Annotated in this window: 17 protein-coding genes and 1 tRNA gene; 10 read left to right on the forward strand and 8 right to left on the reverse strand. The window is 69.1% G+C overall.

The window, feature by feature from the left end:
- The first annotated feature begins 505 nt into the window (after positions 1-505).
- Positions 506-1,699: a tyrosine-type recombinase/integrase gene (locus tag E8A74_RS47365; protein ID WP_170229922.1), complete on the forward strand. Its 1,194-nt coding sequence runs from the start codon at positions 506-508 to the stop codon at positions 1,697-1,699.
- Positions 1,700-1,866: 167 nt separating this feature from the next.
- On the opposite strand, the gene E8A74_RS47370 is transcribed toward E8A74_RS47365, so the two are convergent.
- Positions 1,867-1,941 (reverse strand) — tRNA-Thr (locus E8A74_RS47370).
- A 122-nt stretch (positions 1,942-2,063) separates the two neighbouring features.
- Positions 2,064-2,783, reverse strand: a complete 720-nt coding sequence (locus E8A74_RS47375) for a TSUP family transporter (RefSeq protein WP_170229923.1) — start codon at positions 2,781-2,783, stop codon at positions 2,064-2,066.
- Between the two features lie 85 nt (positions 2,784-2,868).
- On the opposite strand from E8A74_RS47375, the gene E8A74_RS47380 reads away from it, so the two are divergent.
- On the forward strand, positions 2,869-3,702 hold the full coding sequence (locus tag E8A74_RS47380) for a LysR family transcriptional regulator (protein WP_136935786.1): 834 nt from the start codon (positions 2,869-2,871) through the stop codon (positions 3,700-3,702).
- A gap of 3 nt (positions 3,703-3,705) precedes the next feature.
- Here the strand turns inward: E8A74_RS47380 and E8A74_RS47385 are convergent, their stop codons facing one another.
- From E8A74_RS47385 to E8A74_RS47395, 3 genes are all read right to left on the reverse strand, one after another.
- Entirely contained in the window at positions 3,706-5,112 is a 1,407-nt protein-coding gene (locus E8A74_RS47385; RefSeq protein WP_136935787.1) for a sigma 54-interacting transcriptional regulator, read from the reverse strand.
- Positions 5,113-5,185: 73 nt separating this feature from the next.
- Positions 5,186-6,955, reverse strand: coding sequence for an adenylate/guanylate cyclase domain-containing protein (locus E8A74_RS47390; RefSeq protein ID WP_136935788.1), 1,770 nt, complete (start codon positions 6,953-6,955; stop codon positions 5,186-5,188).
- On the reverse strand, positions 6,952-8,706 hold the full coding sequence (locus E8A74_RS47395; RefSeq protein ID WP_136935789.1) for an OmpA family protein: 1,755 nt from the start codon (positions 8,704-8,706) through the stop codon (positions 6,952-6,954). The genes E8A74_RS47390 and E8A74_RS47395 overlap by 4 nt, the downstream gene beginning before the upstream one ends.
- A 190-nt stretch (positions 8,707-8,896) precedes the next feature.
- Between E8A74_RS47395 and E8A74_RS47400 the strand changes: the two genes are divergently transcribed.
- Entirely contained in the window at positions 8,897-11,209 is a 2,313-nt protein-coding gene (locus E8A74_RS47400) for a FecR domain-containing protein (RefSeq protein WP_170229924.1), read from the forward strand.
- A complete protein-coding gene (locus E8A74_RS47405; RefSeq protein ID WP_136935791.1) occupies positions 11,206-12,765 on the forward strand; it encodes a serine/threonine-protein kinase in 1,560 nt (519 codons plus the stop codon). Before E8A74_RS47400 ends, E8A74_RS47405 begins: the two co-directional genes overlap by 4 nt.
- A gap of 4 nt (positions 12,766-12,769) precedes the next feature.
- Here the strand turns inward: E8A74_RS47405 and E8A74_RS47410 are convergent, their stop codons facing one another.
- Positions 12,770-13,657 carry a hypothetical protein gene (locus E8A74_RS47410; protein ID WP_136935792.1) on the reverse strand — a complete coding sequence of 296 codons (888 nt, stop codon included), beginning with the start codon at positions 13,655-13,657 and terminating at the stop codon, positions 12,770-12,772.
- 810 nt (positions 13,658-14,467) lie between these two features.
- Here E8A74_RS47410 and E8A74_RS47415 point away from each other — a divergent pair.
- The 6 genes from E8A74_RS47415 (at position 14,468) to E8A74_RS47440 (ending at position 19,734) form a co-directional block, all read left to right on the forward strand.
- On the forward strand, positions 14,468-15,283 hold the full coding sequence (locus E8A74_RS47415) for a hypothetical protein (protein ID WP_136935793.1): 816 nt from the start codon (positions 14,468-14,470) through the stop codon (positions 15,281-15,283).
- Positions 15,284-15,532: 249 nt separating this feature from the next.
- Entirely contained in the window at positions 15,533-16,174 is a 642-nt protein-coding gene (locus tag E8A74_RS47420; RefSeq protein WP_136935794.1) for a hypothetical protein, read from the forward strand.
- A gap of 393 nt (positions 16,175-16,567) precedes the next feature.
- Complete coding sequence (locus tag E8A74_RS47425) at positions 16,568-17,392, forward strand: hypothetical protein (protein WP_136935795.1); 825 nt, start codon at positions 16,568-16,570, stop codon at positions 17,390-17,392.
- A gap of 66 nt (positions 17,393-17,458) precedes the next feature.
- Positions 17,459-18,274 carry a hypothetical protein gene (locus E8A74_RS47430; protein ID WP_136935796.1) on the forward strand — a complete coding sequence of 272 codons (816 nt, stop codon included), beginning with the start codon at positions 17,459-17,461 and terminating at the stop codon, positions 18,272-18,274.
- 351 nt (positions 18,275-18,625) lie between these two features.
- The gene (locus E8A74_RS47435; RefSeq protein WP_136935797.1) at positions 18,626-18,955 is read left to right on the forward strand and encodes a four helix bundle protein; all 330 of its coding nucleotides are present in this window, start codon (positions 18,626-18,628) and stop codon (positions 18,953-18,955) included.
- Between the two features lie 242 nt (positions 18,956-19,197).
- Positions 19,198-19,734 carry an RNA polymerase sigma factor gene (locus E8A74_RS47440; RefSeq protein WP_136935798.1) on the forward strand — a complete coding sequence of 179 codons (537 nt, stop codon included), beginning with the start codon at positions 19,198-19,200 and terminating at the stop codon, positions 19,732-19,734.
- A gap of 50 nt (positions 19,735-19,784) precedes the next feature.
- Here E8A74_RS47440 and E8A74_RS47445 read toward each other — a convergent pair whose 3' ends face one another.
- Positions 19,785-20,108, reverse strand: a complete 324-nt coding sequence (locus tag E8A74_RS47445; RefSeq protein WP_170229925.1) for a four helix bundle protein — start codon at positions 20,106-20,108, stop codon at positions 19,785-19,787.
- Between the two features lie 349 nt (positions 20,109-20,457).
- On the reverse strand, positions 20,458-21,603 hold the full coding sequence (locus tag E8A74_RS47455) for an acyl-CoA dehydrogenase family protein (protein ID WP_136935800.1): 1,146 nt from the start codon (positions 21,601-21,603) through the stop codon (positions 20,458-20,460).
- Positions 21,604-21,660 lie beyond the last annotated feature (57 nt).

Below are 21,660 nucleotides of genomic sequence, written 5' to 3' on the forward strand. Positions count from 1 at the left end.
GCGGCGTCATGTCGAGCTGCGTCGCCCAGCGATGCAATGTTTGAAAGCAGATGCCGAGCTCGAGACCGATGTCACGCTGCGATGCGCCCTGCTCGCGTCTCGCGCTGTAATACGAAACCGCCCTCCGCCGAAGCGAAAGGGGGTATGCCTTGCCGCGACCGCGTCGGCCTTCGATACGCGAGACCTCCGCACGAATGGCTGCCGCTTGTTGTTCCATACACATGTTGAGGCTCCTTCCGGCGGGGAGCCTGGGCACGAGGGACACGGGGCGTCAGGACGGGGGTGGGCGAGGTGATACCAATCGCCCTGGCGGATGAGTATGGCTTCGTGTGCTACCAGCGCATCAGCTATGGTTTCGAGCGCGTCTGAGCTGCTCCTCGAGCGTGCGGTTTGCTCTTCTGCCAAACCCGGACGGTCGTTCTTTGCTCGGACAAGGGCTACCTTGCGCCTCGTCGAGCATGCGCATCGAGGCAGCGGACCCGTGGGCAGGTGGGGGCGCCTGACCATGGCAGTCCGCAAAGTCGAACGATACGGGGAAACCCGTTTGTTGATTGACATCCAGTACAAGAAACGGGACGGCACGCGCGCACGCTTCCGCAAAGACGCCGAGGTCCAAACCTGGACCGCGGCCCGCGTGGAGGAGAAACGGTATCTGCTCAACATTGCGCAGTACGGCGAGCCGAATGAGCCGGCGGCATCGACCAGCGGTATCGCTGCCGGTGCCCCGTCCGGCTCGGGTGCCGGGGCGAAGCCCAAGAAGAAGTTCGCGGAGCTCGTCGCCGAGTACCGCGAGACCTTCATGGTGGCCGAGCTGAAGGTCACGAGTCGAAGGGGCTACGAGTCGGTTCTCCGGAGCACCTTGCTCCCGAGGTTCGGCGAGCTCCCCCTGGACAAGGTCGATGGGAAGGCCGCTGCGGATCTCGACCTCGACCTGTCCCGGCGGAAGTTGACCCGCTCGACGCGCAACAACACGCAGATCGTCCTCCGGTCGGTCCTCCGGTTCACCAAGAGCCGCGGGTACGTGGAGGACCGACCGGCGAACCTGCCGAAGCTCAAGCCCATCGGGCAGAGTATCCTCGAGATCCCCTCGGACGATCAGGTCCAGAAGATCCTCGACGACGCCCGCGAGTCCCACCGCCCGACCTTCGCTCTGATGTCGGACGCCGGGCTCCGCCCCAACGAGGTCCGCGCGCTCCGCTGCAAGGACGTGCACCTGCGATGGGAGAACGGCGTGGCGGTGGGCGGGTTCCTCAACGTGCGCGAAGGTCGGTCACACGGCGAGATCCACACGCCCAAGACAGGCCAGCGGGAGATCCCGATCTCCAGGGAGCTCGCCCGGCTCCTCACCCCCATCGTGAGGAAAGGACCGCGGGAGGCGCACGTCGCCCTGAACGACCACGGCAAGCCGTGGGGTCAGTTCGGGATCGACCAGGCGTTCGAGCGCGTCTGCCGGCGGGCGGGGCTGAGCGGGCGGTCGGTGTACTGTCTCCGACACTACGCGATTACCTCGTGGCTCCGCGCGAACATCCCTATCCACGTTGTCCAGCGGATGGCAGATCACAAGCACCTGGCGACCACGCAGAGGCACGTCCACTTCCTCAAGGCGGACCTCGAAGAGGCCGCCCGGCGGCTGGCCCACCGCGACCCTCACGGCAACGGCCAAGGCAACAGCAAGGCAACGCCGGACGCCCTTCCGTAGGGCGGCAAATCGGCCTGAAATCGGGCCTTAGGGCCTCTCCCGACCTGACCCGGACACCGAGGGTTAAGGCAACAGCAAGGCAACGGCCCTGTCTGGCCGTCTGGTCTTGCTGGTCTGGGTGGTCGGCGTCGCGGTCAATAACCCCGCGGAATCACCCAAGAAACGCCTGGAGCCGCCTTCGAGATTTGAACTCGAGACCTACGGTTTACGAAACCGTTGCTCTACCGCTGAGCTAAGGCGGCGTTCCCGTCGAACGGGCGCGCAGAAAAACCATGTTCCGCATCAGTTGTCAACGTCTTTTTTTCGCCCCCCCTCCAATCCCTCTCCAATCCCCCTCCAACCGCCTCCCTCCCCGCCCCCTCACTCAGCCCTTCCCCACCCCCAACATGCTCAGCCCCATACATGCCACCAGGGCACCGAGCTCCAGCCGCTCCGCTCTCCGCTCGTCGAGCACCCTATCCCGCAGCCACAGCCCGACCACGTTGCCGCCCATCACCGCCACCGTCAGCACCGTCGCTCGCACCACCGTCTCCTCCGTCATCATCCCGCCGAGCCCATACGCCGCCACCCGCCCCGCGTGCAGCGCCACGGCCGCCGCCGCGACCGTGCCCACGAACCGCTTGCCCGTGAGCCCCGCCGCCATGAATAGCGGCCCCACCAGCAGACCCGCTCCGCCCGCCGTCGCGCTGATCGCTCCGATCCCGAGGCCCGCAGGCGCCATCGCCGCCGCCTTTGGCCTCCATGTGTACAGCCCGAACGCCCGGCCGAGCGCCGCCGACGTCATCACCAGCATCAGCCATCGGAGCACGTCCTCCGGCATCCACGCCGCCATCAGCCCGCCCAGGAAGCTCCCGGGCACGGCGCCCCAGGCGAACGCCTTCGCGACCCCCCGGTCGAACACGTCCCGCAAAAGCCAGAGCCGGTGCAGGTTGCCGAAGAGCATCGCCGGCGCCGTCGACGCCAGCGCCGCCGCCGGCCCCCAAACGACCGACAGCCCGAGCAGCAGCAGGATGCCCCCGCCGAGCCCAGCCATCGTCGTCAGGATACCGGCCAGAACCCCGAATACAGGGAGAAGCGCAAGCATCGCTCCACCTCCTCGCGGCATGACGTAGGCGCTCGGCCACCATCGGACCAATCGATTGTTCGGAACACCGTGATAACTCTGGCTGATGCTGGATGCCCTTCGGCACTTCGCCCTCATCGCTGAACACGGGACGTTCACGAGGGCCGCGCGGCACGCCCACCTCTCGCAACCCGCGCTCACGGCCTCGATCCAGCGGCTCGAAGAAGCGTTCGGCGCGCGGCTCCTCCATCGGGACCGCGCAGGGACCGGCCTGACGGCCGCGGGGCGTGTCCTCCTCCCGCGCGCGCTGCACATCCTCGCGGCCGTGGGTGATGCGATGCGGGCCGTCGCCGAGGTCGAGGGCCTCGAAGCCGGGGAAGTACGGCTCGGCGCCGGCGCGACGGCCTGTACGTACCTCTTGCCGCCCACGCTCTCGGCGTTTCGGGCGACACATCCCGGGGTGCGCTTTCGCCTTCGCGAAGCGACGACCGCCGAGGTGCTCGACGCCCTCGAGCGCGGGGAGATCGATCTCGGCGTGGTCACGCATCCAGAAGGAGAGCTTTGGATCGACGATCAGCTCATCCTCGTCGCCGCCCCCGGCCTGCCCGCGGACGGCGCTCCTTTCGTGACGTTCGGCCGGGGCTCGACGACACGCGCCCTGCTCGACCAGCATTTTCCCGACGCCGACGTCGTCATGGAGCTCGGCAGCATCGCGGCCGTGAAAGGAAACGTGCGCGCAGGGATCGGCGTGGCCCTCGTCAGCCGCTTCGCCGTCGAGCACGACCTCGCCCTCGGCCGCCTCGTCGAGGTCCCGCACCCGGCGACGCCGATCGTTCGCCCCATGCACATCGTGCATCGCGGCGAGGATCGCCTCCCCCCCGCTGCCGCCGCGCTCCGGCACCTCCTGCTCGCGCGCCGCGCCGCGCGGCCGAAGCGCTGACCGTCATTCGAGCGCGCCCGCTCGCCGCAGCCCGTGCCGCTGCAGCAAGCGGTGCAGGTACATGCGATCGAGCTGCGCTTTGCGCGCCGCGCGGCTCACGTTGCCGTCGGACCAGGCGAGCAACGCCGCCAGATAGGCGCGCTCGAACTGGTCGATCATCGTGTCCTTCGCGGTCTTGAAGGGCACCTCGATGTCGACGGCGCCCGCGCTGGGTCCGGGCCGCTCGGACGAAGGGCTCGCGTCTTCCTCGTCATCCCGGAAGCTCGGCGCCTCCGTCTCCAGCACCACACGGCGCTCCACATAGTTGCGCAGCTCGCGCACGTTGCCGGGCCAGTCGTAGCGCGACATCTCCGAGAGCACGTCCGCCGTGAAGAGGTGGGCCTTGTCCGTCGCCTCCAGCGCCGCGAGAAAGCAGTTCACGAGCAGCGGGATGTCCTCGATGCGCTCGCGCAGGGGCGGCACGCGCACCGTGACCACGCTGAGCCGGTAGTAGAGATCCTCACGGAAACGGCCGAGGTTCACCTCGCGCTCGAGCCTGCGGTTCGTCGCGGCGATCACGCGGACGTCGACCTTGCGCGACTGGTTCTCGCCCATCCGGCGAATGTCCCGCGACGCGATCGCGCGGAGCAGCTTCGGCTGCATGTCGAGCGGCAGCTCGCCCATCTCGTCGAGGAACACCGTGCCCCCGTCGGCTGCCTCGAACGCGCCGATGCGGTTGCGCTCGGCGCCCGTGAACGCGCCGCGCACGTGGCCGAAGAGCTCGCTCTCGATCAGGTTCGGCGAGATCGCCCCGCAGTCGACGATCACGAGTGGCTTGTTCGCGCGTGGGCTCCGGCGCACGATCTCCGTCGCGATGAGCTCCTTGCCCGTCCCGCTCTCGCCCTCGATGAGCACGTTCGCGTCCGTCTTCGCCACGCGCTTCAAGAGATCGAAGAGCCTGCGCATCCCGAGCGACGCGCCGAAGATCGAGCCGAAGCTCGGCGCCCCGGGCACGTCGGCCGAGGCCGTGGCGTGAAGCTCGCGCACCCGCACGATCGACTCGCCGAGCTCGATCCGGCACTCGGGCAGCGGCAGATCCGCGTCGCGGACGCGCACGCCGCCGATCCGCGAGCCGTTCAGCGAGCCCGTGTCGAGGATCCGAAAGCCCCCGACGCCACGCGCGATCCGGCAGTGAAAACGCGACACCCTCGGATCGGTGATCACGAGATCGTTGCTCGCGTGCGAGCCGATCCGAAACAGCTCACCTTCGAGCACGACGACGCGCTCGGTCGCCTTGCCCGCCTCGCGCTCCACGCAGAGCTCGATCCGCGGGATCATCACGGGGTCCGAGAACTGCGGCGTGGTCTCCGAGTTGCGTCCGAGGACGGACACACCGGATGACGGATCACTTCCGAACGGGGGCCTGTTCATTGCGCGGGCCTACTCTAGCCCATGCGCGCGCCCGAGGTCTTCGAATGCGTCATGCATCCGCTCCAAAAAAGCCTCAGCTCGTCACGAGCTCGTAGACCTTCGTCGTCGCGCTCCGGCCCGTGAGCGCGCGCTCGCCGAGCGGCGAGAGCTCGAAGGCGGCGTCCGCCACGAGCCCGTGGGTGGTCTCTGCGACGAGCACCTGGTTGGGACGGGCGATCCCCTCCAGCCGCGCGGCAACGTTCACCACGTCACCGATGACGGTGTACTCCATCCGCTTGTCCGAGCCGATGTTGCCCACGAGCACCTCGCCCGAGTTGATGCCGATGCCGAGCTCGATCGTGGTCCCGTACCGCTCGCGAAACGACTCGTTCGCCGTCTCCAGGAACCGCATCATGTCCTCGGCCGCGGCGAGCGCGCGGGCCGCGTGATCCTCCTGGGCCACGGGCGCGCCCCACACGGCCATGATGCAGTCGCCGATGAACTTGTCGACGGTGCCCCCGTGCCGGAAGACGACCTCCGTGAGCACCGAGAACAGCTCGTTCAGCAGCGTCACGACCTCCTCGGCCGGCCTCGTCTCCGCGAGCGGCGTGAACGCGACGACGTCGGCGAAGAGCACGCTCACCGCCGCGCGGCGACCACCGAGGGCGAGCTCGTGCCGGCCGCTCACGATCGCCTCGACGAGCTCCTTGCTCAGGAACCGGCCGAGATCCGCGCGCTGCCGCGCCTGCCGGGCGATCTCGAGCTCGCTGCCTTCGAGGTCGGTCGCCATCCGAGAAAGCTCGGTCGTGAGCGTGCCGATCTCGTCGGTGCGAGGCGAAGAGAGCGAAAGCTCCCGCCAGCGACGCTCGCCGACGAGGCGCGCTTGCCCCGCGAGGTGCACGATCGGCCGCGCGATCCAGCGCGCCGAGAGCGCCGCCGCCGCCAGCGCGAGCAACGCCGCGCCGAGCGCGACGATGCCGCCGCGGCGCTGCATCGCCGCGAGCACGGCGAAGGCGTCCTCCTCGCGGCGCGCGAGCGCGACGCCCCAGCCGAGGCCCGGGAGGAAACGCACCACGCCGATCATGTCCGCGCCGCTCTCCGCGCGATACGGCGCGACCCGCACCACGCCCACGACCCCGGGGTTCTCCTTGGAAAAACCGTTCCAGAGCGGGTGGCTCGCCGTGTCGGCGAAGGCGCCGATCTCGGGCATCCCGTGCGAAGCGACGCTGCGCCGCGTCGCGTCGACCACGACGAGGCCCACGGCGCCGCCGAAACGACGGCCCGCGATGTCGTCGATCTCGCGCTGGAGATCCACGAAGTCGAGCGCGGCCGTGACGTAGCCGCGCGCCGTCGTCGCCGCGCCCTCGACCGCGGGGATCGGCACCACGAGCAGGCCCTTGCCCGGCCCGAGCAGCGCGACGCCCATGCCGTGCTCGTCCGCCGCCTTCTGCATCGCGGGCGTCGAGGCGGGCACGTCGGGGCCCGCGGCGACCTCGTCGCCTTTCTGCCGCAGCACCGTGCTCACGTTACGCTCGGGCACCTCGAAGCGCACCGCGCCGAGCTCCCGGCGCGTGCCGAGGATCGCGCGAACCGCATCGAGCCCATCCCCGCCGGCCGCGGACTTCGCGCCCGCGGCTTGATAGAGCGCGAACGCCACGGCATCCGCGTCGACGCGCACGCCCTCGACATGACGCATCGTGGCGCGCTCGAGCTCTTCGAGCACGGCTGCCTGGAGCTGCTGCTCGCTCGTCTGCACCGCCTGGCGGTTCACGGAGAGCAAGAGCGCCACGACCGCGCCGACGGGCACGAGCCCGACCGCCGCGAACAGGAGCAGCGCGCGTGCGCCGATCGAGCCGAGCTTCACTTCGCGGCGCCTTCCTTCCAACCGGCCTCGCCGAGCGGCGTGCGCCGCAGGATCTGGAACTCCACGCGGCGGTTCTTGGCGCGCCCCTCGGGTTTGTCGTTGCTCGCGACCGGCCTTCGTGGACCAAAACCACGCGCCTCCAGACGCCGCGCGTCCACGCCGTGATCCACGAGCCAGCGCACGACGGCCACGGCGCGCCGCTGCGAGAGCGTGACGTTCGCCCGCTCGACGCCGACGTTGTCCGTATGTCCGTCGATCGCCACCCGCGCAATCTCCGGGTGCTGCGCGAACACCGCGGCGACCTGCTCCAGGAGCGCGTAACTCTCCGGCGCGATCACGTCGCTGCCGGTGGCGAAGTTGACCTCCTGCAGGATCACGATCTGCGTGCCCTCGACGCGCACTGACGCGGGGCACCCCGTGATCTTGGGGTCCGCGTTCGCCTCCCCGCGCTCCTTGGGGCACGCGTCGACCGCGTCGGCGATCCCGTCGCCGTCCGTGTCGAGCGCGCAGCCGTAACGCGCGGGATCGGCGCTCGCCACGCCGGCTTCGTCGGGGCAGACGTCGTCCGCGTCCGCGATGGCGTCGCCGTCCCGATCGGGCGGGCAACCGGGACGCGCGGCCGTGGGCGTCGCGTCCCCCGCGCGATCGGGACACACGTCCTTCGCGTCGGGCACGCCGTCACCGTCCGCGTCGGGCGCCGCGGCGGCCTCGACGCCCGGCCCCTTGTTCCCCTTTGCGTTCCCCTTCGCGTTCGCCTTCGGATCCCTGCCGGACGCCGACGCGTCCCCGCCCGTCGCGCCCTCGGCCCTCGCCTTCTGCGGCACGTCGAACGAGGCCCCCACGCTCGCCACGACCCGGAACGTCGGCGTCCCGACGCCGGCCGTCAGCCCGGGCCCGCCGGCGAGGCCAAGCGCGAGCGGACCCAGCGTGGCGCGGCCGCCAACCAAGAGCTCGATGTTCGTCGTCCCGCGCCCAAACGGCAAGGCGTCCACGGTCACCGTCGAGCCGTAGAGCTCCGCGTTCGCCGAAAACCGCCCGAAACGCCCGGCGATCGCGCCTCCCGCGACGAGCTCACCGCCGAGCAGCCCGAGCCCGCCGCGCGTGTCCTGCACGCGCCGCCCGAGCGCGATCGAGTAGGAAAACCGGCCCATGTCGGCCCCCACGACGATCGACGGCATGTGCCGGACCTCGCCCGTGCCCGCGAACGCCGTCGCGTCCCCCGTCGGCACCCACACCGCATAGACGAGGCTCGCCGCGGGGATCGCGCCGCGCTGGGGCAAGAGCACGAGGCGCACGCCGAGCCGCAGATCGTTCATCGCGGCGCCCGCGGGCGAGCCGTACGTGGTGGGCGTGCCGGGCGGCAGCGCCGAAACGAGCCCTGTGATCGAGGGAGACTCCCCGCCCTGGGCCAGCGTCACCGGCACGTCGAGGTCGAGCTTCAAGAACCGGCGAATCTCGATCGCGGCGAGCAGGTGCCCCGTGAGCTGATACGAGACCACCTCGCCGGCCTCCTGCGCCGCGTCGCCCGCCCCCACGCGGAGCGAAAGCGGCGCGTGGGCGTACGAGAACACGAGCGAGGCCGAGGCGCGCAGATCCCCGGCCACCTCGGCGCGCGGCACCGCGAAAAAGCCGTCGCCCGCGGGCGCCGGTTCGAGCCGCTCCAGCGCGGTCGCCGCCTGCGCGTTCGCCGCGGCGGGCGCGAGCCACACGGCGCCCGCGCACGCAAGGGAGCGGAAACGCCGGGCGACCATAGGGGGCGACGCTATGGCAGCAGACGCGAGGGGGCAACCCGAAACGAAGCGAGGTGGGGGGGCCGCCGCCGCGCGACGCGCCGGGTCTCGCCAGCCGCCACGAACCGGGTCTATGCTGGCGGGCGGCGGCGTGGCCTCACGTCCGCGCGTCGTCGGAGGAATGGGCATGCGCACAGTCGTGAGAGGAGCCTTGGCCGCCCTGGCCCTCGTGCTCTCCGTCGCGCCGCGCGCCCACGCCGACACGCCGCCGCCCGGCTTCCTCGAGCCCATCGTGCACTGGGGCGTGCAGAAGGGCGAGACGTGCGAGGACATCGCGAAGGTCATGTACGGCGCGGCCGCGCACGTGCCCCTCCTCAACCGCTACAACCGCGTCGACTGCCGCAAGCCCTTGCCCGAGGGCATCACGCTCATCCTGCCGAAGGGCGTCACGAGCGTGCCCGACGCGCGCATCAAGTCGAGCCACCCCAACGTGCGCGGCAGGCCCTCGGGCGGCGGGTGGGACACGGTCGCGACGGGCGCCGCGCTCTACCGCAACCACAACGTCCAGACGATGGAGGACGGCCGCGCGCACATCGAGTTCCTCGATCACACGCACGTCTTCCTCGCGCAGAACACGCTCGTCGTGATCTACGGGACCGCCGGCAAGACGAGCGTCTCGAAGACGCCGCCCGCGGTCGAGATCGAGGCGGGCGAGGTGCAGGCGGGGCTCTCCGCGCTGCGCGGCGAGCCGGCCGAGGTCGCCGTGCCCGACGGCGGCGTCGTGCGCGCCGCGTCGAGCGACACCGTCATCGAGCGGAAAAAGGCGCGCACGACCGTGGCGGTCTTCGACGGCAAGGCCGCGGTCCAGTCGGGGGGCAAGACGGTGACGGTGCCGAAGAACTACGGCACGCGCTTCGAAGGCCAAGCGCCGCCCGCCCCGCCGCGCCCGCTGCCGCCCGCCCCGCGCTGGCAGGACGGCGGATCGCCGTCCGTCGTGCTCGCGCCCCCGGGCACGGCCGTGATCACGACGAGCTGGGATCCCGTCGAGAAGGCCAAGTCCTACCGACTCGAAGTCTCGCGCGACGAAGGCTTCCACGACCTCGTCGTGCGTGAAGAGATCCCCGCCGACGTGCGCTCCTTCCGCGCCGAAAAGATGCCGCCGGGCCTCTACCGCGTGCGGGTCCGCGCCATCGACGTCGAGGAGTACCTCGGCGTCGCCTCGGACGTGCGCACCATCGACGTCGTCGCCGCCGAGCTTCGCGGCGAGGGCGCGCGCTTCGAGGGCAAGACCGTCACGGTGAACCCCTACGGCGTCCTCGCGCTCACCACGTCGAGCCCGGTCGAGGTGGCCCTCGATGAAGGCCCCTTCGGCCCGCCGCCCGCGCAGATCGACCTCCTCAAGCAAGCGCCGAAGACGTTACGCTTCCGCACGAAGAGCGGGCACGAAGAGCGGATCACCCTCGTCCCCACGCCCGTCACGACGACCCCGGCCGCTACGTTCGACGCGGCGAAGCGCGAGATCCACGTGCACGTCGCCACGAAGGGGCTCGGCGAGATCGACATCCCGAAGCGCGTCGCGCCGCGCCTCCGGCTCCGCCTCGGCGAGCGCGTGGAGACGCTCCCGCTCACCGTGGCCGAGGGCGGCGCGCTCCTCGCCTCCTTCCCGGTCGGCGACGCCCATGGGGAGGCGCGGCTCGACGTGCTCGACGCCCACGGAAAGGTCCTCGGCACGACCAAGATCCTCGCGCCGGAGAAGCCCCTGCCGCCTCCGCCGCGGCGCCCGCAGCTCCGCCCGCTCGGCGCGTGGCTGCCGCCCTTCCGCCCGGCGGGCGTCACGGCCGTGCCCTGGACGAGCCCGACGGCGCCCACGGCCGTCGGCCGAGGCCTGAGCGCGGGCAGCACGGCGAACGGCCCGGTCTTCCAGGCCAATGGCCGCGTCAGCGGCTCGTTTGGCGCGCTCGGGCTCGACGCGCTCATCGTCACGACGCCCTTCGAACGCGGAAACGCAGGCACCATGCCGGGCAGCGTGCCCACGGAGGACATGGCGTGGCTCGGGGCGCGTTACCGCGTCTTCGAGCGTGGTGACTCCGAGCTCGAGATCGCGCCGCTCGTTCGCGTGGGCCTGCCGCTCGAAAACCGGCGCGACTTCATGTTCGACCTCGGCGGCGCCGCCGGCGGGGCGCAGGGCCGCATGACGTGGGTCGTCAACGTGGGCGCGCGTTTCCTCCTGGAGGAGCCGTCCGCGCAGATCCCCTGGGTGCAGCCGTACCTGCTCGTGGGCGCGACCTACGACCCCCTGCGCTGGCTCCGGGCGTATGTCGTCGCCGATGCCCACGTGCTCGCCACGATCGGCCAGGCCGGCACGGTCGTGGTTCCGTATGGCCTGACGGCCGGCGTCGAGGCGGGCGGCTCGGTGTTCTTCGCGTTGTCCGGCTGGGTCGGGCGCGCGGAGAGCGTCACCTGGCAGGCGGCGGGCACGGTGACCGGATCGCTCGGATTCCGCCTGGAGACAGAGAGCCGATGAGCGACGACGACGACGACGATCGTTCGCCTTCGAAGCCTGGGGGCCCGACGAGCGGGCAGGCTCCGATGCGCATCAGCGTCCGCCCGCCCGGGGCTGGCGATCTCGACGATCTCGAAGCGCAGCACCACACGACGCTGCAAACCCTCCCCTCCCCCCAGGACCTCGCGTACCAGGCCGTCGCGAAGGCCCCCCCGATCCTCCGGGAGCGCACGGGCGGCCACGTCGGCCTCGTCCTCGCGGGCAAATACCGCCTCCTCGCCCGCATCGGCTCGGGCGGCATGGGCGAGGTCTACCGCGCGGAGCACGTGACCTTGCGGATGCCGGTCGCGGTGAAGCTGCTCCATTACAACATCTCGATCGAGCCCGACTACGTGCGGAGGTTCTACCGCGAGGCGCGGGCCGCGACGCTGCTCGACCACCCGAACGTGGTCCGCGTCATCGATTACGGCGAAGACGAAGGCCTGCCCTTCCTGGTCATGGAATACCTCGTCGGCGTCACGCTGCATTCGTGGCTCCGCGACCGGGACGCGGCGCCGCCGCTCACCGACATCCGGGACATCCTCGGGCAGATCCTCGACGCCTTCGACGTGGCGCACGCGCGCGGCATCGTGCACCGGGATCTGAAACCCGAAAACGTCTTCCTGACGGAGGTGGGCGGCAAACGCACCGTCAAGATCCTCGATTTTGGCCTCGCGCACGTCGAGCTGCCCAAGGAAGACGACAGCGGCCCGACGCTCACGAAGCCCGAGGCCGTGGGCGGCACCCCCGAGTACATGAGCCCCGAGCAATGCCATTCGCTCGCCGTCGGCCCCGCGACGGACATCTATGCGATCGGGTGTGTCCTGACGGCGATGCTGCAAGGCCGGCCGCCGTTCCTCGGAAAAAACTCCATCGAGATCATCTCGGCGCACCTGTTCCTGCCGCCGCCGCCGCTCGCGCGCCCCACCGGCGCGGAGCCCGTGCCGCCGCTGCTCGAAAAGCTGCGCCTCGAAATGCTCGCCAAGCAGCCGGAGCGCAGGCCGGCGAACGCCGGGGTGGCCAAGAAGCGGCTCGAAGACGCGCTCGACCCCCAATCACTCGCGACGCAGCTCGTCACGCGCAAAGGAAACGAGCCGCTCGGCGGCCGGGCGTCACGCGCGCCGCAATGGGAAGGGCAAATCGCCCGCGCGGAGGACGCGACGGATCCCGGACACGGGCTCACGGAGGTCGGATGGATCCGGATGCCGAGCGCGTCGGGCATCGACCCTTCGTGCGTCACGGGGCTCGCATCGCAAGGCATCTATCTGATTCCGCTCGAAGCCCTCGACGACAAGGGCCGAGCGAACCTCGCCGTGGTGCTCATCGACGCAGGCGCCGACATCGACGGCGCGGCCGCGCACATTGCCGAGCTTTCGCGGACCCTGCCGCGGGCGCGGGTCCTCGTCTGCGCGTCGTCGCTCACGCCCGAGCGCATGACGCGGCTCGTCTCGGCGGGCGCGGCCGACGTGGCGAATGCCCCCGCGGGGCCGGATGGATTGGGGAAGAAGATTGGGCGGATCTTGCGGCGGGGGCGCTAAGAGCTCAGCCCGCGCCCATCTCCGCCTTGATCCGCGCGAGCTCCTGCGCGGCCTCGGCGGCTCGTTTCTCGGCGGCCGCGAGCTTGGCTTGTTTCTCGGCGAGCGCGGACTCCTGCCTGGCCTTCTGCTGCCGTTCCGCCTTCTCCTTTAATGCTTCGAGCTGAGCCTTCTGGCGTTCGAGCTTGGCTTCGAGGCGCGCGATGGAGCGTGACAGATCGGCGATCGTCGGGGTCCTCGATCCGCCGCTCGACAGGAAGAACCGATCGGCGAAGTCGCCCGGCACCTTGCCTTCGAGGCTCCCGTGCACGAGTTCGCCGATCTGACCGGCCGTGAGCTTGCGGAGGGCATTCACGTCGTTGACCAGCGCCGTGCGCGGGCCGGCGACGAACGTATCCATGGCCTGCTCCGCGAGGGAGGTCTTGGTGATGGAGTCGTCGGCCTTGCCGATGGCGAGCGAGAGCTTCTGCGCGATCGCCCCGAGCGACAGCACGTTCGAGGCGCCGAGCGGACCGACCCATACGCGCATGGTCTCGAGCTGCGCGCCGAGAATGGGCCGCTTGAGATCACTCGGGCTTTGCCGTTCGAAGAGCTGCCTGTAGAGCGGGGCCTGGTAGTCCTGGTCGAACGCCGCCAGCACGGCCTTTTTCGTCTCGTCGACGAGCGCGTTGAGCAGATCGTCGGCGGCGACCATGAGCGCCTTGCTGAAGACGATCGCGTCGCGGAGGGCATCTTCCTCGGCCTTGCGCGCCCGGAGCTCGCCACGCAGGGCCGCGAACGCCTCGGCGAAGGCAGCGGTCTCGGGGTAGGCCTCGAGGTGCTTCTGGGTATGGCAAAGCTCCTCGTCGACGTCGTCGAGGGGCTCATCGATCGCGATGGTACGGGGTCCGGTCATGGGAGGGGACGTTACAAGGTGGACGGGGAAGGAGTAAAGGGGACACGCGGAAGGAGCGGGACGGGCGCGGGAGGGTTCGGAGAGGCGTCGTGGCCTCGGCGGAGGGGCGCGGGGAGGGTTCGACGGGCGCGGGCCGATGAGGTGCGTCCGTGCAGGGAGGGGTCTCCGCGGAATTTTCAAGGCGGGGAGGTCGGGGCGAGGGGCCCTCGCGCGGAGCTTTGGGTCAGGGAGGAGCGGGCGGCGGAGGGGTCCCCGCGAAGAAATGCAGCGCGTCGTTTCGGCGGCGGAGGGGTCCCCCGTGGAAGTCCGAGGGGCGACATCTCGGCGGGGAGGCTTCCCCGAGGCGCGCCCCGGCGGCTCGACCTCCCCCCGGGGCCCTGGAGAGCACGACGCGCTTGGGACGGGGCGCTCAGCGAGAGGGGCCCGGAGCGGGGAGCGGGAGCGGCAGCGGCAGCGGGAGCGGAAGCGGGAGCGGGAAGCGGGAGCGGGAGCGGGAGCGGGAAGGCCCGCCGGATCCCGCCGACCCGGTTACCATCATGGGACGCTCGGTTCCCGGGCGCTTCGTGAGCCCCCTGGCTGGTTTTCCGTTGCCCCCCAGCCGATGGCCCTGCGATTCAGTACACCGTGCAAGCAAGGACGAGACTCCGCTCGGCTATGCTGGGCGTGCTGGTGTGGGGCTTCGGTGGGGCAGGGATGACGGGCGCGTGCGGGTCGCCTCTCGATCCGGGGTCCCTCAAGTCGTGCCCGGCTCCACCCGACACCCCGACCGACACGAAGGCCGAATGTGCGGCGACGATGCCCGATCCGTGCATGCGTTATCGCATCCAGCTCATGGGCAATCCGAGCATGGACCTCACGCTGCGCGCGAAGTACATCGCCGCGTTCGGCGACGCTTGTTACCTGTCCGAGGGCCCGACCCCCACGTTCAACTGCTTCTACGAGACCCCTCAGAAAGCGTGCGACGATGGCGTGCTGGTCCCAGAGGTCTTCGGAGCGGCGCCCTACGACAAGAACTACCCGGCGTGCGAGCGTATCGCCGGCACGGAGAACTACGTTCGCCAGGTCGGGCCGGACCCCGCGATCACCATCACCATCTACTACGAGCCCGCGCCCCGGCAGACGCCGCTCGTCGAGGTCGACGGGGTGCCGACGGAGGTGAGCGGGCCGTATCGCGACTTGCCCGAGCCGCCAACGGTCGGACCGGGGCACGAGTTCAACAACTGTGACAGCGGCGTGCTGGGCGCCGATGGCAAGTCGCTCTTGCAGCACAGGTATATCCTCCAGGTCAACCGCAAAGCGCATGGCGGCGAGATCCACTCCGATCTCGCGGGCTTCAAGTGGCCTTGCGACGTGTACAACGCGAACTGTGAGAAAGTGTCCGCAGAGTGCGAGGAGCCGCTCGTGCTCTACCAGCGGCAGATCGACCCCCCGCCCTTCGACCCTGGTCAGTTCGCGGAGGTGAACCACGTCGTGCCCATGAAGGACCAGCGCCTTTGCGACTGGGGCACGAACTCGAACAAGAACGCCGCCGTTATTTCGAACAAGCTCAACCGGTATCTCTCGAACACCAACCCGCCGGTCGAGGAGGTACAACGGGTTAACGCCGCGAAAGCCTACGTGCCGTGACGCGCCCACGTTGACGCCAAGACAAACGTGGTCTAGGCGAGGCATATGGTTCTACGCAACCATCCCCGCGGACGCCTCGCCTTCGACCGTGATGCCATCGTGCGCGCCGCGCTGCGCGCCTACGTGGAAGCCCGCGTGGAAAGAATGGGGAGCGGTCTGTGGTATTCCGTCTGCGACGACTCGAGCTGGACGGGAGACGTGCATCGAGGAGCCTTTGAGACTGCCAGCGGATGTGGGGACAACGATGTCGTGGCCTGGACCGAGGCGGGCGTCGTGGGTCTTGCGTACGAGCTCGGGCGGGGTCCAGTCGAGCGGTTCAAGCTGCCACTCGACGCGATAACCCACGGCCCTGAGGACGTGCGCGGGGCCGTGCCGGGCCTTCCCGCCGAGCTGGAGCCCGCGCTCGTGATAGCCACCAGCATGCTCACCGATGGAAACCATTTGGAGAAGCTAGCGAGCGTCGGCTTTTGGCTCCACGGCGATCGTGTCGGGGGCACGCTCTTCGACGACCCGAAAGGCCCGGGCGTCAAGCGACTCGTCCGCTGGGGCATGCTCCAAAACGGCCGACTCCCCTTCTGGGTCCTCGGGGAGCTTGCCAACATGGCAGCAGAGCGCGCCCGAACGAAAGACGCACCCATCCACGCGATCATCGACGCCGTGGTCGATCGGCGGTTGCAGGGCCCCACCGAATTCACGCCCGACGAGTTCGCGACGCTCCTCGCCAAGCCGCCCGAGCCGAAGCAACTGCTCCGCGTTCAACGCATGCTTCAAAAAGCGGGCATCACCTGGCCCGGCTCGCCCGAGCTTCCCCCCGAGCCGCCGCTGCCGGATCCGCTCATCAACCCCTTCACGGGAACACCCATGCCGAAGCCGAAGCGTCCCGACAAGTGACGGCGCAAGCTCCGCGGATCAACAACCCTCGACGCACGGAAGCGGAAGCGGAAGCGGCAGCGGGAGCGGCAGCGGCAGCGGGAGCGGAGGCGGGAGCGGCAAGAGAAATTTGATTGTGTACCGCTCCCGCGGCTCCCGCCGGATCCCGCCGCCCCGGTCACCGTCCTGGGACGCTCGGTCCCCGGGCGCATCGTGAGCCTTCTGGCTGGTTTTCCGTTGCCGCCCAGCTGATGACCGTGCGACTCAGTACAGATGCAAGCAATGACGAGACTTCGCTCGGCCATGCTGGGCGTAGTGGTGTGGGGCTTCGGTGGGGCATGGATGACGGGCGCGTGCGAGGGTGGCGGGTCGAGCGAGTCAGGGTGTCCCGCGCCAGGCGTTGATCCACCCGCAGTGGAGCCGACCGCCTGCCCAGCGCCGGTGGAAGATCCGTGCTGGCGTTATCGCATCCAGCTCGTCGGCGAGCTGATGAACGCGGCGCTGCGCGCCAAGTACGTCGCCGCGTTTGGCGATGCTTGCTACGTGTCCGAGGCAAGCACGTTCGATTGCTGGTACAAGACGTGGGAGAAAGCGTGTGAAGATGCCGCGCTGATTGGCCAGGTATCGGGAAATGCACCGTACGACAAGGGGTACGAGTGCCAGCCTGACGGCGTAGGGAACTACTGGCTCCAAATTGGCCCGGATGTGGCGAACAGGACCTGGATCTACTTTGACAAGGCGCCGCGACAAACGCCCCTCGTCGAGGTCGACGGTGTGCCGACGGAAGTGAGCGGGCCGTATCGGAATTTGACGGAGCCGAAAACCCTCGAACCAGGGCAGCCGTTCGAATGCGACAGCGGCATGGTTGGCGCCGACGGCACGCCACTCACGCAGCAGAAGTGGATCCTCCAGGTCAACCGCAAGGCGCACGGCGGCGAGATTCACTCCGATCTCGCGGGCTTCAAGTGGCCTTGCAAGAATGAGAAGTGCGAGTGGGTGATGTGCGAGGAGCCGCTCGTCCTCGGAGATCCCGCCAAAAAGCCGCTTGAATATCCCGACACGGAAGCGCAAGTGCACCATGTCGTGCCCATGAACGACAAGCGCAGTTGCTCGTGGGGCACGAACTCGAACAGGAACGCTGCGGTCATATCGCGGGCGCTCAACAGGCATTTCACAAACGACAACCCACCGGAGGAGGAGGTGAAGAAGCTCAACGACGCGTCGGCGTACATGCCCTGACACGGCAGGCGGACGCACGCAGCGAGCACGTTGACGCTGGGACCAACATGGCCTAGGCGAGGCACCATGGTCGTACGTCACCATCGCCGCGGGCGCCTCATCTTCGACCGAGATGCCATCGTGCGCGCTGCGTTGCGAGCCTACGTGGAAGCCGTCATCGGGAACATCGGGCCCGCTAACTTCCCGCCCTGCTCTGAGCCGGGTTGGACAGGCAGCCCCCAGCGTGGTGCCTTCTACAACGGTAACGGATCCGGAGCCTATGGCGTCGTGGCGTGGACCGAGGCGGGCGTCGTCGGTCTCGCATATGAGCTCGGGTTTGGTCCGATAGAGCAGCTTGGCCTCTCGGTCGATGCGGTAACGGGTGGCCCGGACGACGTGCGCGGGGCGTTGCCGGGCCTTCCCGACGAGCTGGAGCCCGCGCTCGTGATAGCTGTCGGCATGCTCGGAGTGGGACCCGAGCATGGGCAGAGGGATGCTGGCGTTGGCTTCTGGCTGTACGGCGATCGCGTCGCGGGCACGCTGTTCGACGACCCGACGGCCGCCGGCGCCGACCGGCTGACCCCGTGGGGCTTGCTCCAAAACGGTCGGCTCCCGCGCGTCGTCGAGCCAAGCGCCGCCGCCAAAGCGGCGGAGCTCGATCGAACAAGATACGCACCCTTGAACGCTACCCTCGACGCGGTGGTCGACCGCGCGCTGACAGGCCCCACGGAGCTCACGACCGCCGAGCTCGAGACGCTCGTTTACCCCGAGCCCGACCCGGAGCGACTGCTTGGCGCTCAACGCATGCTGCAGAAGGCGGGCATCACCTGGCCCGGCTCGCCCGAGATCCCGCCGCTGCCAAAGCCCACAGGTCGCAACCCATTTTTGCAGAAACCCGTCTAGCCAAAGGAAGGCGCACGCTCCCATGATCGACCTACCTCGACGCTAAGCGGTCGTTGAGCTGGGAGTGGAAGCGCCAGCGGGAGCGGAAGCGGAAGCGGAAGCGGAAGCGGAAGCGGCAGCGGGAAGCGGAAGCGGAAGCGGAAGCGGAAGCGCATTCAGAGATCCCGCTCGGGGACGGCGATCATACCGTCGTGCTCGACCTCTTCAAGGCCAAGCCGTCCTCGCCGTCCTCGCAGCACTGCGTGCTGCTCCGGGCGGCTCCGGGCGGTGCTGCGCAGCCTTGAAGAGGCCTGCGCGCGACGGTGCGGGACGGGGGTCCCGGCGAGAGGGTCGTCGGGCGGAGGGTTCGTCATGCTGAGGATTTACGACGTCGTTTTGGCCATGGCGGGGGACGCGGCGGGCATTGCTGAGCAGATCGAACGGAGAGATTCGGATCTCGCGCGGCAACTGCGCAGGGCCACGCAGAGCGTCGCGCTCAATGTGGCGGAAGGCGCTGGGAACACGGCCGGACACAAGCGCCAACGTTATCAGACGGCACTCGGATCGGCGCGGGAGGTGCTCGCCTGCGTCCAGGTCGCCCAGGCCATGCGCTATATCGGCACGGTCGACGCGCGGGCGCTCGACCGCATGGACCACGTCATCGCCACCCTGGGACGCCTCGTCTACCGCCGCGCATCGTAAACCCCGCAAGGCGGGCCGTCCTTCCTCGGGCGGCCCGCCAAACGGCCTGGATCGCAGCACCCATAACGAGGCTCCTAGCGCCATTCGCGGAGGATCGTGGGGCCCCCGCGACGAACCAATCCCAACATTTGGACGTTGATTCGCGCCCCGATTCATGAGACAAACACAAGCGACGCCAGCCGGCGCTAGATCACCGACCGGCGTCTGACCCGCAAACCCCAACCCCGTGGAGTTCACAAGCTGTGAGCAACGTAGACGTCTGCCCTGAATCCGCCAAGAAACCAGCAACCCTTCCCTCCCCGGAGGCGCTCTTCGCGCGGTTTTACCGCGAATCCTGGGACTTCGTTCGGCGCGTCCTGCTCAAGCGTGGCGTCCCGGAGCGGGAGGCGGACGACCTCGTGCAGGAGGTGTTCGTTGTTGCTTGGCGCCGACGCGAGGGCGTCACGTTTGGGGAACAGGCGCGACGGTGGCTTTACATGGTGGCGCTCTACATCGCATCGAATCATCGGAAGCTCGCGCGGTATCGGATGGAAGGTCTCGCGGGAGAGGTCCCGGAGCCGGCGGTTTTTCCGCGGGTGATTGAGGTGATGGACGCCGCCCATCTCCTTGCGAGGGTCCTTCGCAAACTCGGTCGCAAGGTCGCTGCCGTGCTGGTCGCGTATGAGATCGAGGGCCGCACGATGCCGGAAATCGCTCGAAGGCTTCAGATCCGCCTGACGACTGCCTACGCCCGGCTGCAACTGGCGCGGAACCGTCTGGCGCTACGCGCCCCCCTCTGACGCTCAACGAAAATGGCGGGCCGCCCGGTGAAGGACGGCCCGCTTTTCGCCTACCGCTGCGTCAGCCGGTACAAGGTAGCGATGATATGGTCCAGCGAATCGCGCAGCCCATGATCCACCGCCTCCACGTACCCCAATGCTTCCGCCACATCCAGGCACGCGCGAACCTCCGCCGCCGAGCCCATGGCGGTATGCCACCGTGCCCGCTCGTTTCGTCCCTGCGAATACGCCCCCTCGTGCAAATTCAACGGCACGCTCGTCGCCGCGCGCCGTAGTTGATCCGCGAGATTCGCATCCTTCCCGCCGATCTTCTCGATGACGGGCCGCAGCCGCCGCAGCATTTCGATCGTGACGCTGTAGATCTTGAGAGCCATTGCTACCTCCTTCCCCGACCGGGGACCCCTGTCCCACGCCCGCGCGCGGAGGGTGGTGCAAGGCTGCGAGGCAAAGCCTCGCACCGCCCGGAGCCGCCCGGAGCGCGAAGCGCGAGGACGGCGAGGACGGCTTGGCCTTGCGCCACCCGAGCACGCGGGCATGCTGGACGACCCCGGACGAGAGCGCCATTGAGGGCGCGTCCCCGGAAGCGGCAGCGAAGCGGAAGCGGAAGCGGAAGCGGAAGCGGAAGCGGAAGCGGAAGCGGAAGCGGCAGCGGAAGCGGCAGCGGAAGCGGAAGCGGCAGCGGCAGCGGAAGCGGAAGCGGAAGCGGACTCCCTCTCCCTCTCCCTACAGCCCCATCTGCTTCGCGATGATCACCTTCATGATCTCGTTCGTCCCGGCGAAGATCCGCTGCACGCGCGCATCCATGTACGCCCGCGTCACCGGGTATTCGAGCATGTACCCATATCCGCCGAAGAACTGCAGGCACTCGTCGACCACCTCGCCGAGCATCTCCGTCTGCCAGAGCTTCGCCATCGAGCACTCCTTCACGAGGTACTTGCCCGCGATATGCTCCGCGATGAGCCGATCGAGGAACGCGCGGCCCACTTCGACCTTCGTCGCGCACTCCGCCAGCTTGAACTGCGTGTTCTGGAACTTCGCGATCGGCTTGCCGAACGCCTTGCGCTCCTTGCAATACGTGATCGTGTCCTCGAGGATCCGCTCCGCCCCCGCCTGACTCCCGATCGCCACGACGAGCCGCTCCTGCTGGAGCTTCTGCATCAACATCAAAAAGCCCCCGCCCTCCTCGCCGAGGCGGTTCTTCACGGGCACGCGGCAATCCTCGAACGAAAGCTCCGACGTGTCCTGCGAGGGCAGCCCCATCTTGCGCAGCTTCTTGCCCTTCACGAACCCCGGCGTCCCCGCCTCCACGACGAACAGGCTGATGCCCCGGTGCGCGCTCTCCGGGCTCGTGTCCGTCTTCGCCGCCACGATGCAGATGTCGCAAAGAATACCGTTCGAAATGAACGTCTTCGCCCCATTCAAGACGTAATGGTCACCGTCGCGCACGGCCGTCGACGCGATCCCCGCGAGATCGCTGCCCGTCCCGGGCTCCGTCATGGCGATCGCCGTCACGATCTCCCCGGACGCACAGCCGGGCAGCCAGCGCTGCTTCTGCTCCTCCGTGCCGAAGGTCGCGAGGTACGGCACGACGACGTCCGAGTGCAGCGACATCGCGAAGCCGGAGTCGTAGGCCCGGGCCATCTCCTCGATCACGATCACCGAATGGAGGAAATCACCGCCCGCGCCGCCGTAGGCCGGATCGAGCCATGGACAGAGGAAGCCCCCCTCCCCCGCCTTGCGCCACGCCTCGCGGTCGACGCTCCCCTCCTCCATCCACCGCTCCTGGTGCGGCTTGATCTCCCGGTCGACGAACCGGCGGAAGGACGTTCGGAACAGCTCGTGCTCTTCGCGGAAAAGGTTCCTATCCATTTGTAAGGAGGGGCTACCAAAGCTCCCGACGCGCGTCCATCGGATCTGGAAGGCGGT

Origin of the sequence: Polyangium fumosum (assembly GCF_005144585.1) — a bacterium.
GTDB lineage: Bacteria > Myxococcota_A > Polyangia > Polyangiales > Polyangiaceae > Polyangium > Polyangium fumosum.

Excerpts from the sequence above, each read along its gene's own strand:
- E8A74_RS47365 (WP_170229922.1), top strand. The coding sequence starts at position 506 with ATGGCAGTCCGCAAAGTCGAACGATACGGGGAAACCCGTTTGTTGATT.
- E8A74_RS47375 (WP_170229923.1), bottom strand. The coding sequence starts at position 2,783 with ATGCTTGCGCTTCTCCCTGTATTCGGGGTTCTGGCCGGTATCCTGACG.
- E8A74_RS47380 (WP_136935786.1), top strand. The coding sequence starts at position 2,869 with ATGCTGGATGCCCTTCGGCACTTCGCCCTCATCGCTGAACACGGGACG.
- E8A74_RS47385 (WP_136935787.1), bottom strand. The coding sequence starts at position 5,112 with ATGAACAGGCCCCCGTTCGGAAGTGATCCGTCATCCGGTGTGTCCGTC.
- E8A74_RS47395 (WP_136935789.1), bottom strand. The coding sequence starts at position 8,706 with ATGGTCGCCCGGCGTTTCCGCTCCCTTGCGTGCGCGGGCGCCGTGTGG.
- E8A74_RS47405 (WP_136935791.1), top strand. The coding sequence starts at position 11,206 with ATGAGCGACGACGACGACGACGATCGTTCGCCTTCGAAGCCTGGGGGC.
- E8A74_RS47410 (WP_136935792.1), bottom strand. The coding sequence starts at position 13,657 with ATGACCGGACCCCGTACCATCGCGATCGATGAGCCCCTCGACGACGTC.
- E8A74_RS47415 (WP_136935793.1), top strand. The coding sequence starts at position 14,468 with ATGCGTTATCGCATCCAGCTCATGGGCAATCCGAGCATGGACCTCACG.
- E8A74_RS47430 (WP_136935796.1), top strand. The coding sequence starts at position 17,459 with ATGGTCGTACGTCACCATCGCCGCGGGCGCCTCATCTTCGACCGAGAT.
- E8A74_RS47435 (WP_136935797.1), top strand. The coding sequence starts at position 18,626 with ATGCTGAGGATTTACGACGTCGTTTTGGCCATGGCGGGGGACGCGGCG.
- E8A74_RS47445 (WP_170229925.1), bottom strand. The coding sequence starts at position 20,108 with ATGGCTCTCAAGATCTACAGCGTCACGATCGAAATGCTGCGGCGGCTG.
- E8A74_RS47455 (WP_136935800.1), bottom strand. The coding sequence starts at position 21,603 with ATGGATAGGAACCTTTTCCGCGAAGAGCACGAGCTGTTCCGAACGTCC.